At 59.0% G+C, this 13,047-nt stretch carries 12 protein-coding genes and 1 pseudogene; 3 read left to right on the top strand and 10 right to left on the bottom strand.

Annotated elements, in window-relative coordinates; genetic code table 11:
* Window positions 1-158: 158 nt before the first annotated feature.
* Together ACSQ3J_RS18820 and ACSQ3J_RS18815 are read left to right on the top strand one after the other, a co-directional pair.
* A complete protein-coding gene (locus ACSQ3J_RS18820; RefSeq protein ID WP_060504549.1) occupies window positions 159-1,361 on the top strand; it encodes a M24 family metallopeptidase in 1,203 nt (400 codons plus the stop codon).
* A gap of 127 nt (window positions 1,362-1,488) precedes the next feature.
* Window positions 1,489-1,803, top strand: a complete 315-nt coding sequence (locus ACSQ3J_RS18815) for a hypothetical protein (RefSeq protein ID WP_436039850.1) — start codon at window positions 1,489-1,491, stop codon at window positions 1,801-1,803.
* Here ACSQ3J_RS18815 and ACSQ3J_RS18810 read toward each other — a convergent pair.
* Together ACSQ3J_RS18810 and ACSQ3J_RS18805 are read right to left on the bottom strand one after the other, a co-directional pair.
* Window positions 1,775-2,455: a hypothetical protein gene (locus ACSQ3J_RS18810; protein ID WP_060504548.1), complete on the bottom strand. Its 681-nt coding sequence runs from the start codon at window positions 2,453-2,455 to the stop codon at window positions 1,775-1,777. The two genes, ACSQ3J_RS18815 and ACSQ3J_RS18810, sit on opposite strands and share 29 nt — an antisense overlap.
* A 57-nt stretch (window positions 2,456-2,512) precedes the next feature.
* Window positions 2,513-2,671, bottom strand: a pseudogene (locus tag ACSQ3J_RS18805) (helix-turn-helix domain-containing protein); the annotation flags it as partial.
* 253 nt (window positions 2,672-2,924) lie between these two features.
* Between ACSQ3J_RS18805 and ACSQ3J_RS18800 the strand changes: the two are divergent.
* Window positions 2,925-4,166: an adenylate/guanylate cyclase domain-containing protein gene (locus ACSQ3J_RS18800; RefSeq protein ID WP_244482170.1), complete on the top strand. Its 1,242-nt coding sequence runs from the start codon at window positions 2,925-2,927 to the stop codon at window positions 4,164-4,166.
* A gap of 364 nt (window positions 4,167-4,530) precedes the next feature.
* On the opposite strand, the gene ACSQ3J_RS18795 is transcribed toward ACSQ3J_RS18800, so the two are convergent.
* The 8 genes from ACSQ3J_RS18795 to ACSQ3J_RS18760 all read right to left on the bottom strand — a co-directional run bounded on the left by ACSQ3J_RS18795 (window position 4,531) and on the right by ACSQ3J_RS18760 (window position 12,578).
* Window positions 4,531-5,289 carry an iron ABC transporter ATP-binding protein gene (locus ACSQ3J_RS18795; protein ID WP_060504547.1) on the bottom strand — a complete coding sequence of 253 codons (759 nt, stop codon included), beginning with the start codon at window positions 5,287-5,289 and terminating at the stop codon, window positions 4,531-4,533.
* Window positions 5,286-6,227 (bottom strand): iron chelate uptake ABC transporter family permease subunit, encoded by a 942-nt coding sequence (locus ACSQ3J_RS18790; protein ID WP_060504546.1) that lies wholly within the window; start codon window positions 6,225-6,227, stop codon window positions 5,286-5,288. Before ACSQ3J_RS18790 ends, ACSQ3J_RS18795 begins: the two co-directional genes overlap by 4 nt.
* Window positions 6,220-7,197, bottom strand: a complete 978-nt coding sequence (locus ACSQ3J_RS18785; RefSeq protein ID WP_060504545.1) for an ABC transporter permease — start codon at window positions 7,195-7,197, stop codon at window positions 6,220-6,222. Before ACSQ3J_RS18785 ends, ACSQ3J_RS18790 begins: the two co-directional genes overlap by 8 nt.
* A complete protein-coding gene (locus ACSQ3J_RS18780; RefSeq protein WP_060504544.1) occupies window positions 7,194-8,099 on the bottom strand; it encodes a siderophore ABC transporter substrate-binding protein in 906 nt (301 codons plus the stop codon). Before ACSQ3J_RS18780 ends, ACSQ3J_RS18785 begins: the two co-directional genes overlap by 4 nt.
* Window positions 8,086-8,502, bottom strand: coding sequence for a DUF2218 domain-containing protein (locus ACSQ3J_RS18775; protein WP_244482168.1), 417 nt, complete (start codon window positions 8,500-8,502; stop codon window positions 8,086-8,088). Before ACSQ3J_RS18775 ends, ACSQ3J_RS18780 begins: the two co-directional genes overlap by 14 nt.
* Window positions 8,503-8,516: 14 nt before the next feature.
* Window positions 8,517-10,853 (bottom strand): TonB-dependent receptor domain-containing protein, encoded by a 2,337-nt coding sequence (locus ACSQ3J_RS18770; protein ID WP_060504599.1) that lies wholly within the window; start codon window positions 10,851-10,853, stop codon window positions 8,517-8,519.
* A 115-nt stretch (window positions 10,854-10,968) separates the two neighbouring features.
* Window positions 10,969-11,907, bottom strand: a complete 939-nt coding sequence (locus ACSQ3J_RS18765; RefSeq protein ID WP_060504542.1) for a FecR family protein — start codon at window positions 11,905-11,907, stop codon at window positions 10,969-10,971.
* Between the two features lie 158 nt (window positions 11,908-12,065).
* Window positions 12,066-12,578 (bottom strand): RNA polymerase sigma factor, encoded by a 513-nt coding sequence (locus ACSQ3J_RS18760; protein WP_060504541.1) that lies wholly within the window; start codon window positions 12,576-12,578, stop codon window positions 12,066-12,068.
* Window positions 12,579-13,047: the final 469 nt, after the last annotated feature.

Here is a 13,047-nt window from a genome sequence, read left to right as displayed (position 1 = left end):
GAGATTCTCGGCGCTCTCCTTCGTCCGGCCCCAGATTCTGACCGTCGCCAGCAGCATGTACATTTCCAAGCGCTGCAATTATTCGGAATAGAGACCCAATCGAATTCAACGATGCGCCGCCTGATGACGAGCGCACGCCCCGAAGAGGAAGCCCCGTTATGAGTGCCCCGGAATACAAGTCCTTCGAACAGTCCTTGTCGGAATTCGAGAACATCGCCGCCGCCATCCCGCCGATCTCGATAAAGGAACTGAGCGCCCGCATCGCGAAGCTGCAGGGCCTGATGAAGGCGCAGGGCGCCAAGGCAGTCTATCTCGACACCTCGACCAGCCTCACCTATTTCACCGCCATCACGCTCGGTGCCAGCGAACGCCTGCATGGTGCGATCATCCCGTCCTCCGGCGCGCCGATCTATATCAGCCCGGCCTTCGAGGAGCCGAAGACCGAGACGCTGATCACCATCCGCGGCGAAATCGCTGTATGGGAGGAACACGAGGACCCGGCTCTCTTGGTCGCCGATCTGATTTGCGGGCTTTCCGCCGAAGGCGACACCCTCGCCTTCGATCCGGCAACGCCTTTCGTCTTTTCGAGCGCGATCACTAGCCATATCGGCGGCCGCCTAAAGGTTACGGGCGCCAAGGAGATGATCGCTGGATGCCGGCAGATCAAATCGGCGACCGAGATCGCTATCATCCAGGCCGCGATGAGCGCCAGTCTAGGCGTCCACAAGGCCGTCTGGCAGGGTTTATATGAAGGCGTTTCGACCACTGAAGTGACCAATTTCATCTCCGCCGCACATACCAAGCTCGGCATGCGCCACATCTTCGCCGCCGCCCAGTTCGGCGAGGCGACCGCCTATCCCCATGGCGTGCCTTATCCCCAGATCTTGAAAACCGGCGACATGGTGTTGATCGACCTTGGCGCCCATATCCACCGCTATTGCTCGGATATCACCCGCACCTATGTGTTCGGCGAGCCGACTGATCGTCAACGGGAGCTTTGGAGCCTGGAGCATAAGGCCCATCGTGCGGCCTTCGATGCCGCCACGCTCGGTGTGCCTTGCGAGGACGTCGATTTTGCAGCTCGCAAGGTGCTGACCGATGCTGGTTACGGTCCGGATTACAAGGTGCCCGGTCTACCGCACCGGACGGGCCACGGGCTCGGCATGGACATGCACGAAGATCCCTACATCGTCCGAGGCAACAAAATGCTGCTGCAGCCTGGCATGGTTTTTTCTGACGAACCAATGCTCGCCCTTTACGGTGAGTGCGGCGTGCGTCTGGAAGACATCATCTACATGTCGGAAAGTGGCCCGGTCTTCTTCACCGAACCGGCCGTGTCGATCGATAAACCATTTGGCTAACCGGCTCACCTGTCATGCGACCCGGGTGACCTGACGAAATCAGACATCCTTTATCGCTACCATTTCGAACTCACGAAAGTTCAATGCGCGGCAAGCAGCTTCAATCCGGTCGAACGCCTTTGCGATTTTGGTACACGCGGCATGGGCGTGGTCGAATTTCACCCGACCACGTTCAAAGCCGTCGCACAGGTCGAAAAGGGTCGACATCGACGCCCTGACCGCGCTTGCCAATCAGGTTCTCAATAGCCGCGAGGCTCTTGCCGGCGTTGTCAGAGGGGACGACGACCGGGAGATGCTGGAAGAGATTCTGCGCATCGGCACCCCGGCGGGCGGCGCGCACTCCAAGGCGATCCTGGCCTGGAACGAGGAAACCGGCGAGTTCCGTTCCGGTCAGGTGAACGGCCGGGGAAGGCTCACCTACTGGCTGATGAAGTTCGTTTAGCGGACAAGAGGCGCAAATCGGTGTTTTCGTGCCTGTAACTGCCCGGCGATCCCATGCCAATAAGCTCTGCGATCGCATCCGCGACGGTCTCCGCTGGGATCGCACCGTAACGAGCGAGCGGACCAAACAAGATAGGCGTGAGCGTCGCGAAGATATTTTGACCGATCGACTCCCACACACGCCGCTCGCTACGACCACCGATGAGAAAGCCCGGACGGATCAGGTCTACTCGCTCAAAGCCGAGATTGCTCACTGACTCTTCGATCTTACCCTTCGTCTTGAGATAGAAGCCCGGCCCACCGGCCCCAGCCGATGTCACAAGAATAAACTGGCGTGCCCCAAGCGCGCGAGCGCCTTGCGCGACGGCAAGAACGTAGTCGTGGTCAATGCGAAACATAGCGGGTTGAGACCCGGCGGTGCGGATGGTCGTTCCCAGGCAGGAGATCGTCGTGTTGATGCCACCGGGCGCGACGTTCCCGAGGATATCCTTTGGCGATTTACAGAGTTCTTCATAGTTGATCGCATGACCAGGTGCCCCTGAGCCATGCCGGACCAGGTTCGTGAGCTCCATGCCTGATTGCCCCGCGAGGCGGGCCTTCACAAGTCCGCCAACCAGGCCGTTGCTGCCGGCAAGAACGACGCGTTGGTTCATGCAGTGTCTCCCTCGGTAGGTTCGGGGCGCCGGTCCCCTGGTATGCAAAGTTGTCGTTCAATGAAGAGCGACTGGCACCGTGGTATCATGTCTGGCTGTATTCATCTCGCGCCAGCGGTTGGGTGACATGCCCTCCCATTCGCGAAAAGCACGATAGAAAGAAGTTGTGTCCTGATAGCCGAGCAGGCAAGCGACCTCTTCGATGTCGGTCGTCGGGTGAGGCTTCCAGTTCGCCGAGCGCAGCGCTGAGAGCCGGCGTCAGCATCTCCAGCATATCGTCCGCGCTCGATGAGAAATCCGGCTAGGCAGGCAAGCGATGACCGTCGTCGGTGTCAACTAAAAATTCTCGTCCTGCATTGACCCTGACAACATTAACGAGCCCAGCGGCGCAATTCGGCTTTTTACCTGCTGATGATGCCGCTATGATCGGGGCATGGAAACCCGTGATTGCACCGAGATCGCCGCCTGGTTGGCCGAAGCCGGCCTGCTGGGCATTCGAGACGAGGCCTCGCTGACGCGGGCATTCTGCGAACGATGCGTCGAGGCCGGAGTGCCGCTCGGCAGAGTCTTCGTGATGATCGACACGCTTCATCCGATGTATGAGGCGCGCGCGTTTTTTTGGGACGAGGATCCCGAAAACCCTTTCCGAGAAGAAGACCAAGTCGGCAGTCATGATCCGGAAGGTGCGGGTCAGTGGTCGCGTAGCCCCTTCCTGCAAATGCTGCGTCGGCGCGAGACCTCGTTGCGCTGTCGGCTCGAGCGCGGCGAAACGCACGGCTATCCAGCGATCCAGGAATTGTGTGACGCTGGCCAGACTGACTATCTGGCATTCGTCTACCGCACGCGGCAGGCAGTGCGAGTCGAAGACGTCAATGCCTTCTATGCGCGTTTCACCACGGCTCGGCCGGGCGGTTTCAGCGACGGTGATGTGGCCTGCCTGGCGCAACTTACGCCTCATCTCGGCCTCGCCATCAGGTCCGCTGCCCAAACCCGGCTGACGAAGACGCTCGCCGAAGCATATCTTGGTCGCGATGCCGGCCGGCGTGTGCTTAGCGGCGCGATTCGACATGATGCTGTGAGGCGTATCCGGGCCGTGCTCTGGTATTCCGACATCACCGGCTACACCCATCTCTCCGAGTCCGTGCAGGCCGATCAGTTGATCCCTCTGATCAACGACTATGCAGAGGCGGTGATTGAGGCGGTCAAGTCGGCCGGCGGTGATGTTCTGAAGCTGATCGGCGACGGTGTGCTGGCGATGTTTACGAGTTCCCGGCCGGAATATGCGTGCCGGGCGGCCGTTGACGCGGAGCACGATCTACGGCTGCGGCTCGGCCAGCTTGAACACCGCCGCAAAACAGAGGGCCTGCCTGTCGCTGACATCCATCTCGGTCTACATGCGGGCGATGTGTTCTACGGCAACATCGGCACGCCCGACCGGCTCGATTTCACTGTGGTTGGCCAGCCAGTCAATGAAGTAAGCCGCATCAGCGACATGTGCCAATCCACAGGACGAAACATGCTCTGCTCCTCAGAGTTTGCCGATCTCCTGCTGGGGGAGGAACGAGACAAGCTCGTTTCCGTCGGGCGATTTGCGTTGAAAGGTGTTGGAAAAGCCAAGGAATTGTTCACGCTCGATCCAAGCCTCGCAGCCGCGGATACGCCGCCGAAAATGAAGACCTCTCGCCGGCGGGCATCTGTGGCGAAGCATTGACGGGACAAGACTTGTCGCTGCGTCTGGACCCCCTGTATCAATGTGCTTCCACTGAGCGCATGCACGTATTGGAGATCGGATGCGGCTGCAGTCCGCGACTTGCGGCGAGCCTTGAACGCCCGCTTGATAAGGACCTAGACCAAAAGCTGATAGTCCGATGACTGCCCCAAATCGGCCATTCGTACACACAAGGTTCCTATCTTCGGTCTAAAGAAGTTTTTGCAAGAAATATGTCGTGCTGGGCTCCCTAAATTGGCATCTGAGGAGAAAAAGCAGAGATGAATCCGCGTGCAATGAAAGACAGCCTTTGCCATCAACGCGCCTAATTTACGCTGTTGTTCCTCTAAGTGGCAACTTAAGCCTGTTAAAGGTGATGCAAAATTATCGATTTACCGTTGATCTGCCTTGTCTGCATACGGTAACCAAAAATCGCCTCGAGATTGTCTTTGGTCAAAACCTCGTCCGGCGTGCCGTCGGCGATTACCCGTCCATCACGAAGTGCGACGATGCGATCCGCGTAGGCTGCCGCTTGATTGATGTCGTGTAGAACGATGATGGCGGTACGCTGCTTTTCGTCGACAATCGTCCGCAGCGAGCGCATCAATTGCCGGGCATGGAACATGTCGAGGTTGTTCAACGGCTCGTCTAGCAGAAGATAGTCCGTTCCCTGGCAGAAGGTCATCGCGACCATGGCACGTTGTCTCTGGCCGCCGGATAGCGTGTCGATGAACCGATCAGCGAGTGATTGGAGTTCGAACTGTGCCAGAGCCGCATCGACCAGTGCGAGATCGTTGTTGTCCGGCCGCCCATAATGGTGCGGAAAACGGCCGAAGCCGACCATTTCGCGGACGGTGAGACGGCTGGCAACGGCGCCGTCCTGGCGAAGGATGGCGAGGCGCTGCGCAAGGATGCGGCTGGGCGTGGTATCGACAGGCAACCCGTCGATCACGATCCGGCCTGCCTGAAGCGGCTGCAACCGCGCGATCAGCGAAAACAGGCTGGATTTTCCGGCGCCGTTTGGCCCGACCAGTGCCGTGATGCCGCCCTTCGGCAAGGACAGGTTGATATCGCGCAGGATCGGCGCATCACGATAGGATAGCGAGACATTCTCAATCTGGATCATTTCCGGCTTCCGGTGACTAGCAATAGCAGAAAGACAAGGCCGCCGACGAATTCGATCACCACGCCAAGCGTCGAGGCGCCGCCGAGGCCGTGCTGCAGCATTGCCTGCCCGCCGACGAGAATGATGATGGCAATCAGAGTTGCGGTGGGCAGAAGCAGGGTGTGGCGCTGGGTCCGCATCAGGCGTTCGGCAAGTGCCGCGACCAGTAATCCGAAGAACGCCACCGGCCCGACGAGTGCCGTCGAGACGGCGACAAGCAAGGCAACGAGCAACAGCAGGCTGGCGGCGGCCTTCGCCCAGTTGACCCCGAGACCGATGGCGGTCTCACGCCCCAACCCGATAATGTCGAGCACATGCCGTGCGCGCCAACAGAGAACGGCGGCACTCAGGGTCGCAATCGTTGCCAGGATGGTGAGGTCGGGCCGCAGCGTGTTGAAGTTTGCAAAGCTCGCTGTCTGCACCACGGCAAAGGCATTGGGATCGAGCATCCGGGACAGAAGGATCGACAGGCTTCGAAAGAGGAGACCCAGCGTGACGCCCATCAACAGCATCAGGTTCATATCCATTCGCGATCTCAGCAGTGGCCACAACAAAAGCATCGCAAGGACGATCATCAGCAGCACTTCGGCGCCAAACTTCATGTTGCCGTTCAGGCTGATATAACCGATGCCGCCAAGCGAAAAGACCAATGCCGTCTGACCGAAAAGATAAAGAGCATCGAGCCCCATGATCGATGGCGTCAGGATGCGATTTGCCGTCACCGTCTGGAACAGTATCGTCGATAGGGAAATCGAAACGGCAACCTGCACCAGTGCCAGCAGCTTCAGTCCCCGCAATTGCAGCACAAACGCGATATTGCCCCTGAGCCCGACGGTCATGAAGGCAAACACGGCGAGGAGCGCAATGGCCGTGAGCAGAATCAACCGGCGATCAGACATGTGCCGCCCGGCTGAACATCAGCCGCAGGAACAGGAAAGCGCCGACGACGCCCATGACCGTTGCGACAGGGATTTCGTAGGGATAACGCAGCACGCGCCCGAGCACGTCGCAACCAAGCACCAGAGTGCCGCCACTCAGCGCCACCCACGGGATCGTACCGCGCAGGTTGTCACCCATCAGGCGCGACACTAGATTGGGCACGACAAGGCCGACAAACGGGATGATCCCGACGATCACTACCGTCAGCGCCGAGATGACCGATACGATGACCAGCCCCAGCTGCAGCGTACGCTGATAACTGAGGCCGAGCCCGATGCTCACATCCCGGCCAAGCGAAAGCACCGTCAGCCGGTCGGCGGCCCACCAGGCGATAGCCACCATGATCGCAGTTCCCCAGAGCAGTTCGTAGCGTCCGCGCACGACGCCGGAAAACTCGCCATTGGTCCAGATATCGACGAACTGCAAGAGATCCGTCTGCCAGCCGACGAACGTCACAACCGACCCGATCACGCCGCCGTATACGAGGCCGAAGAGCGGCACGAGATAGGGCTGTGTCGGCGGCAGCCGGTGGGCGGTCATCATGAACAGTGAAGTGCCGAGCAGGGCGAGAATGCTGGCGGCCAGCATTTTCACGGCGAGCGTTGCTGCCGGAAAAGCAAGCGTCATGATCAGGATGCCGAGGGCGGCACTCTGCGCCGTTCCGGCGGTCGAAGGCTCGACGAAACGATTGCGCACCATGGCCTGCATGATGAGGCCGGCAATGGCGAGTGCAGCTCCGGTCAGCACTGCCGCAATCGTTCTCGGCAGGCGGCTGGCGAAAAGCAGCTGGATCGCGTCCGGATCGGCGAAGACCCGCGACGGCGAAAACTCTCCGGCACCGATGAAGATACTCAAGGTCACAAGCACGCCAAAGGCCGCACAAGCGGCCAGTTTTGCCAGATTATGTTTTGTTGTCTGTCCTACGGTCATTGCGCCTTGGAGTATGCGCCGGTGATGACTGTGAATACCCGGCTCATCGCCTGGATACCACCGGCTGCGATGTAGAAATCCCCGGCCGGCAGGTAGATAACCTGGCCCTTTTTCCAGGCCGTGGTTTCTTTCACCAGTTCGTTGTCCAGCGTTGCCTTGGCGTTCTGGTCTTTCGATCCGATCGCGGCGGCTCGGTCGAGAACGAGAAGCCAGTCCGGATTGGCATTGCGGATGAATTCAAACGATACCGTTTCGCCATGGGTTGCCGCCTCGACATCCGGGACCGCCGCCGGCAGGCCGAGTGCCGCGTGCACCCAGCCGAAGCGCGATCCCGGTCCATAGGCAGTCACCTTCGGGCCATTGGTCATGATGATTAGCGCCTTGCCCTTGCCGGTAACGGCGGCGCGGGCTTTGTCGACCACAGCGTCCAGCGCCTTTGCGGTGGTCTCAGCTTCCGCCTGCCTGCCAAACAGCGCCCCATAGCTCGACAGCCGCGTTTTTGCCTGCTTCAGAAGATCATCGCCATCCATGGTCATGTCGATTGTCGGCGCGACCTGCGACGTCGCTTCGACCTGTGGCGAGGATCGCCCTCCAAGGATGATGAGATCTGGCTGCAGCTCGCTCAAGGCCTCGAGATTGGGTTCGAAAATGTCGCCGACGACCGTCGATCCGTCCTTCAGATGCGCCAGTTCCGGCAAATAAAGATTGGATGGAAGGCCGGCGATCTTGATGCCGAGGCTATCCAGCGTATCGATCGCTGCGATGTCGAACACGGCTATTTTGGCCGGTGTCGCCGCGATCGAGACCGGGCCTTTCGCCGTCTCGAGATCGGCGGCGATGGCGTTGCCTGCAAAGGCGAACACCAGAAGTCCTGCGAGGGATGTAGTTTTAATCCTGATCATCTTTGTCTTCCAAGAAATTGACTGTCGCCGAGCCGACCGGATACCAAACGAGCGGGCCGGCATTTTCTCGGAATGCAAACCGCAGGAGATGATCCTCGATGACGGATTTCGTATCGTTCAGGTTGGTGTCGTCAGGGGAAAGCACGCGGATATGCAATCCATCGGACTTCGCTTTGAGATATCCGGTTCCGCATGAAAACCTGAGTTCACCTTGATCCCCTGACTGAGTGACGTCGATCTTGTGGGCGAAATGCTTGCAGAGCTGGGTCAGATATTTCTGGCCATTTTCCGTCGCAAAACGGGTTGTCGCTTCTCGCATCGGAATTCCTGTTTTCAGCTTTTTGGTCGCAGAAAGCGGGGGCTCACCCCGCTCCCTGTAGTCTGTGCCCGCGTTGTCGGGCATTCAGATCGAGATGATCAGAACGTTGCCTTAGCCGTCAGGATGAAGGCGCGGCCTTGTTCGTAGAGCGGGGTGACAGTTCCGAATTCCTGTCCGTACGTGGCGCGATCGGAATAGGTTTCGTCGAAGATGTTTTTCAGATCGGCGCGGAACGTCAGGTTCGGCCGGGCCGGCGGCCTGTATTCGACGAAGGCGTTGAAGACCTCGTAGCCGTCAAACGGTTTGCTGCCGGCCGCGACGTCATCATAATCGAGCGCAATTTCGGCATCGGCCCCAACCGTCACGCCCCAGTCGGTAAACGTATGGATCGCCTGTAGCGTGATGATTTCGCCGGCCGGTGCAGCCAGATAGGTGCCGAGATCGGAATCAGCCGGCTGGCCGTTGATCTCAACGTCGATATTTGCGTACTTCACCTTGAAATTGCCGTCACCCCAACTGTACCCGCCGCCAATTTCAAATCCTCTTGAGCGAACGTCCTGCATCCTGATGGCAGGCAGGTTCGGGTCGCCGGCGGGAAGGGAGTAACGCGGCGAGCGGGCGTCATCGAGATTGGTCTGGAAGATGCTTCCTTCGATCGTGAAGTCGTTATAGTTGGCTTCCAGCCCTACATTGTAGTTGTCGGCGGTCACAGGTTCGGGACCGCTGCCATAATCCCAGTTGGGATTGACGATGAAGTTTTCCGCAAGCGGAACGCCACCCCAGACATGCGAATAGCCGCCTTTTGCGATGAGGACGTCCTCAATGAGATCGTACTCGCCCGAGACGTTACCGCTGAAGCCAGAGTTGTTCCATTCCTCGCCGGTCGTACCGGTGAATTTCTGGGTATCGCCGCGTCCGCCAAAGGAAAGCCGCGTTCTTTCCCACGGTTCGATGCGGGCCTGCGCATAGATGCCGACATTGCGGGATTTTTCGGTGCCCGGATCGAACTGGTCCTCGAGTTCCGCCTTGTCGTTGTAGAAATCCACACCCGCGACGACGTTGCCCATGTCGAAGGAAAATTTGTTTTCGAACTTGCCATTGAAGCTTTCCGTGGTGCCCACGGCGTCATAGGGCGGGAGGGCCAACCGTGGGGGCAGAAAGACCGGAATTTCCAGCTCCGTCTTACTGTAGGCAAGCACGAGCTTCGGATCCCACCAGCCTTCTGGCGTGCTGTCCGTGTAGGTAAATACGGTGTTCTGGCGGTCGAGTGTATAGTCGCGAACCCGCGGTTCCCATGGCGGACGGCCATCAATGAACCCGGTATTGGCGCGGTAGGGCCGCGGTGCATCGTCGTGCACACGCTCGTGGCTGATTTCCACCCGGTCGCCGCTCTCGAATTCGTAGGCCAGCTTTCCGAGGCCGCTCAGGATATCGGTGCTGGTTCCTTCGACATCAATGCCGTTGCCCGCCTTGAAGTCATTGCCTTCGCCAAAATTGAAGGCGCCGAGGAATTCCAGCCCGTCGTGCAGGCCGTAGGCGGCAAGGCCGGTGGTGACCGTATCGCTGTTGAAATTATAGCTCGAGGTGACGAACCCGCCGAGGCCGTCGCCGTCCAGGAGGTCGCGGGCGTCCTTGGTCTCATAGGCAATCGCACCGCCGAGCGCACCTGGACCGGCATCTGCCGGTGCGACACCAGCATCGACGCCGACAGCCTTGAGCAGGCTGGGATCGATCAGGTTGGTTCCGCTATGATGGAAAACCTTGTTGTTCTGGCGGCTGCCGTCGACTGTTACCGCGAGATTGGTTTCCTCGATGCCATGGACATAGACCTTCTGTGCCATCGGCAGGGAGCTTCCGACGGAAATGCCCGGCTCGCCGGCAAAGACGTCGGCGATATTGGCGGGATTCTTCTGCTCAAGGTCTTCAGCCGAAATCTGGATTTCGCCGGCCCCAAGACGGCCGTTGCCGCCGAAAACGGAGATCGGGTCGAGTGCCGTGGCACCGGCAACACTCACCCCTCCGTCCGTGCCACCGGCAGTCGAAGTTGCCGATCCGATGACCGCTGTCCCACCGGAAATCTCATAGGTTATGCCTGTGCCGGATAGGAGCTGCGCCAGCGCTTGTCGCGGCTCAAGCGTCCCGTTGACGGCGTTTGACTGGACGCCCCGTGAGGTGGAAGCGGCAAGCGTTACCTGCAGGCCGGATTGCCGGCCGAAGGCATTCAGGGCGCTGGCCAGCGATTGGGAGGGGATGTTGAATGTACGGGCATTGCTGATGCGCGCGGTTCTCTCTTGAGCGGACGCGCTATTCAGAGAGCCCACGGCAAGGGCCGACAGTCCGACGATCGCCGTTGTGGCAAGCAGGCGCAAGCCGATGGCACGACGGCTTCCTGTTTGCGAGATTACATTTCCATTCCGGCATTTCGGCGAACCCATCTTGACCCCGTCTCGGTTTGCTGCGCACTGCCCCAGCGTGCGCTTCCCACCAAAGACGACCAGCTGCGGATTTTTTTTCACCCTGTCCGCATTTTTGCTGATTATTTTTGTCAGCTTAGAATCTGGTCAGCACGCGCCCATAGGGCGTTGCCTCCCAAATCCTGCCGCCAAACGGCTTCACCATGGCCTCAAGAGCTCTGTCGGGATTGTCGAGATCGTAGAGCCCGGTCACTCTCTGGCCGGCCAGCGCCGCGTCAGGCACGCTGATCCAGGCCGGATGATATCGCTGCAGCCGTTCGGTCGCGACGGCGATCGTGACGTCGTTGATAAACATCTTTCCAGTTCGCCAGGCGCCGATTTCCTCCGGCGCAATGGTCCCGCGCGTTACGGTGCCTGTATCGCGGTCGACCGCCGCCATTTCACCGGGCGCCATCTCGAAGTTCTGTTTGTGGTCCCGTTCGCCGTAGGAAACGGCCACGGTGCCGCGCGCCAATTCGACTGTTGTTTCATGCCCTCCCAATTGCACGTCGAAAGCCGTTCCGAGGACGGCAACGGAAACCCCGCCGGCATCGACCGTAAAGGGGCGGCGTTCATCATGGGCGACATCGAAGAAGGCCTCGCCGGACAAGAGTGTCACGCGCCGGACGGATGCAGTGATCTCGGTCGTAATGGCGCTGTCGCCGCCCATCTGGATGACGGTTCCATCCTCGAGCCTAAGCGTTCGGCTCTCGGCTGTCTCCGTTACGTGATCGGCTCTTAGCCGCAGAAGGACGGAAGGGCCGGCAAGAAGGGCGACTGCACAGGCTGCAAGCGCCAGCGTCGCCCCGGCGACGGTCCTTTTCCATGTACGGCGTACCGGCACGGATGCTGCGGTGAGAGCTTTCGGCTTCCAGAGGTGCTCATAGGCTGGCGCGCCTTCACCCAGCAGTCTCCAGGTCTTCAACGCCTGTTCAAAGGCGCGTTCGTGCTCCGGCGAACGGGAAATCCAAACCTGAAAGTCCTGGTGCGTCTGCGGACAGTTCGGCCGATCCTTGAGATCGAGAAACCAACCCATGGCTTCTTCCAGTATCCCTGGCGATATGTGGTTGTCCTGGTTCAAAATACTTCCTGCGCCGCTCGGGCCATGTCCTTTGGGACATTTTCTAACCGAATTATCCCCTATTCTACAAAGACGAACTGCGGCCGATTTTTTTTCACTCGCATTGCGGTATTCTACGATGCATTCGCCATCAACATGGTTGCCACCCGCAACATGGCCGTGCGCACATGGCGATGGGCGGTTGCAACCGAGATGTCCAGATACGCGGCGATTTCTTCCAGATTGTAACCTCCGAACCGGTGCATCTCGAGGGCGATGCGGATATCGGCTGGAAGGTCGCTCAGAACCCGCGCGATCTGTTTTACTTCATCCGCGACAACAACAAAGTCTTCCGGTGTGGGCGCTGTGGTCGGTATCGACCAAAACGGTGGTTCGGTCTGCTTTTCGCGGATCTCGATTTTTTGACGCTTGAGAAAATCGAAGCAAAGATTGCGGACGATTTTATAGAGATAAGCAAGTGTTTCTGCTGGAGTGCCGGTATTTCTGTTGGCCGGGGCGAACCGCAGGAAGGCATCTTGTACGACGTCCTCCGCCACCTCCCGTGATCCGAGAATGCGCATGGCATAGGCAATTAATGCCGTTCGGTTGGCGATGTAGACCGCGTGGCGTGTTTCAACGTCGATCATGGTCCCAGTCCAAGCAAGTCAGGTTCGATCCAATGGGAGTATTGGCGCATATCGTCTCTACCGGTACTCATCGGTTCATCCTGGTTGCTGCCAGGCTCGAAAGAGCATCGGCTCTGGAAATATGCATTATTACTGGATTGTAATTATCATGTTTATTTTTGGGGTCCACTCCCGTTTCACAGTTTTGCCGGCCGATAACCGTTGGTTCGCGGGTTGTGCGTTCCAAGGGCCATCCGTATCCTGGCCCCGCCAGGCCGTAACAAATGGCCTGTGTAGCGGCGGCACATGCTATTGCCGCCACGGTCCGATCCACGCGATTGTCTTGGATGGCCGGCCCGTCACGAGATATTGAATTGATGGAAGGAATGTGGCTCTTCAGAATTGATTGCAAACAGGGATGGTGAAAGAAGGCAGCGCATCTCTTTATGTTGTCAAAGAGCCAAATCCCCCCATACGGCGATCATCAATG

Source organism: Rhizobium sp. LjRoot98, from assembly GCF_964252935.1.
Taxonomy (GTDB): Bacteria; Pseudomonadota; Alphaproteobacteria; order Rhizobiales; family Rhizobiaceae; genus Pararhizobium.
The sequence above is the reverse complement of the archived record's forward strand: the minus strand, read 5'-3'. Positions and strand labels throughout refer to the sequence as shown.

Excerpts from the sequence above, each read along its gene's own strand:
- ACSQ3J_RS18820 (WP_060504549.1), top strand. The coding sequence starts at position 159 with ATGAGTGCCCCGGAATACAAGTCCTTCGAACAGTCCTTGTCGGAATTC.
- ACSQ3J_RS18810 (WP_060504548.1), bottom strand. The coding sequence starts at position 2,455 with ATGAACCAACGCGTCGTTCTTGCCGGCAGCAACGGCCTGGTTGGCGGA.
- ACSQ3J_RS18795 (WP_060504547.1), bottom strand. The coding sequence starts at position 5,289 with ATGATCCAGATTGAGAATGTCTCGCTATCCTATCGTGATGCGCCGATC.
- ACSQ3J_RS18790 (WP_060504546.1), bottom strand. The coding sequence starts at position 6,227 with ATGTCTGATCGCCGGTTGATTCTGCTCACGGCCATTGCGCTCCTCGCC.
- ACSQ3J_RS18785 (WP_060504545.1), bottom strand. The coding sequence starts at position 7,197 with ATGACCGTAGGACAGACAACAAAACATAATCTGGCAAAACTGGCCGCT.
- ACSQ3J_RS18780 (WP_060504544.1), bottom strand. The coding sequence starts at position 8,099 with ATGATCAGGATTAAAACTACATCCCTCGCAGGACTTCTGGTGTTCGCC.
- ACSQ3J_RS18775 (WP_244482168.1), bottom strand. The coding sequence starts at position 8,502 with ATGCCCGACAACGCGGGCACAGACTACAGGGAGCGGGGTGAGCCCCCG.
- ACSQ3J_RS18770 (WP_060504599.1), bottom strand. The coding sequence starts at position 10,853 with ATGGGTTCGCCGAAATGCCGGAATGGAAATGTAATCTCGCAAACAGGA.
- ACSQ3J_RS18765 (WP_060504542.1), bottom strand. The coding sequence starts at position 11,907 with ATGGGTTGGTTTCTCGATCTCAAGGATCGGCCGAACTGTCCGCAGACG.
- ACSQ3J_RS18760 (WP_060504541.1), bottom strand. The coding sequence starts at position 12,578 with ATGATCGACGTTGAAACACGCCACGCGGTCTACATCGCCAACCGAACG.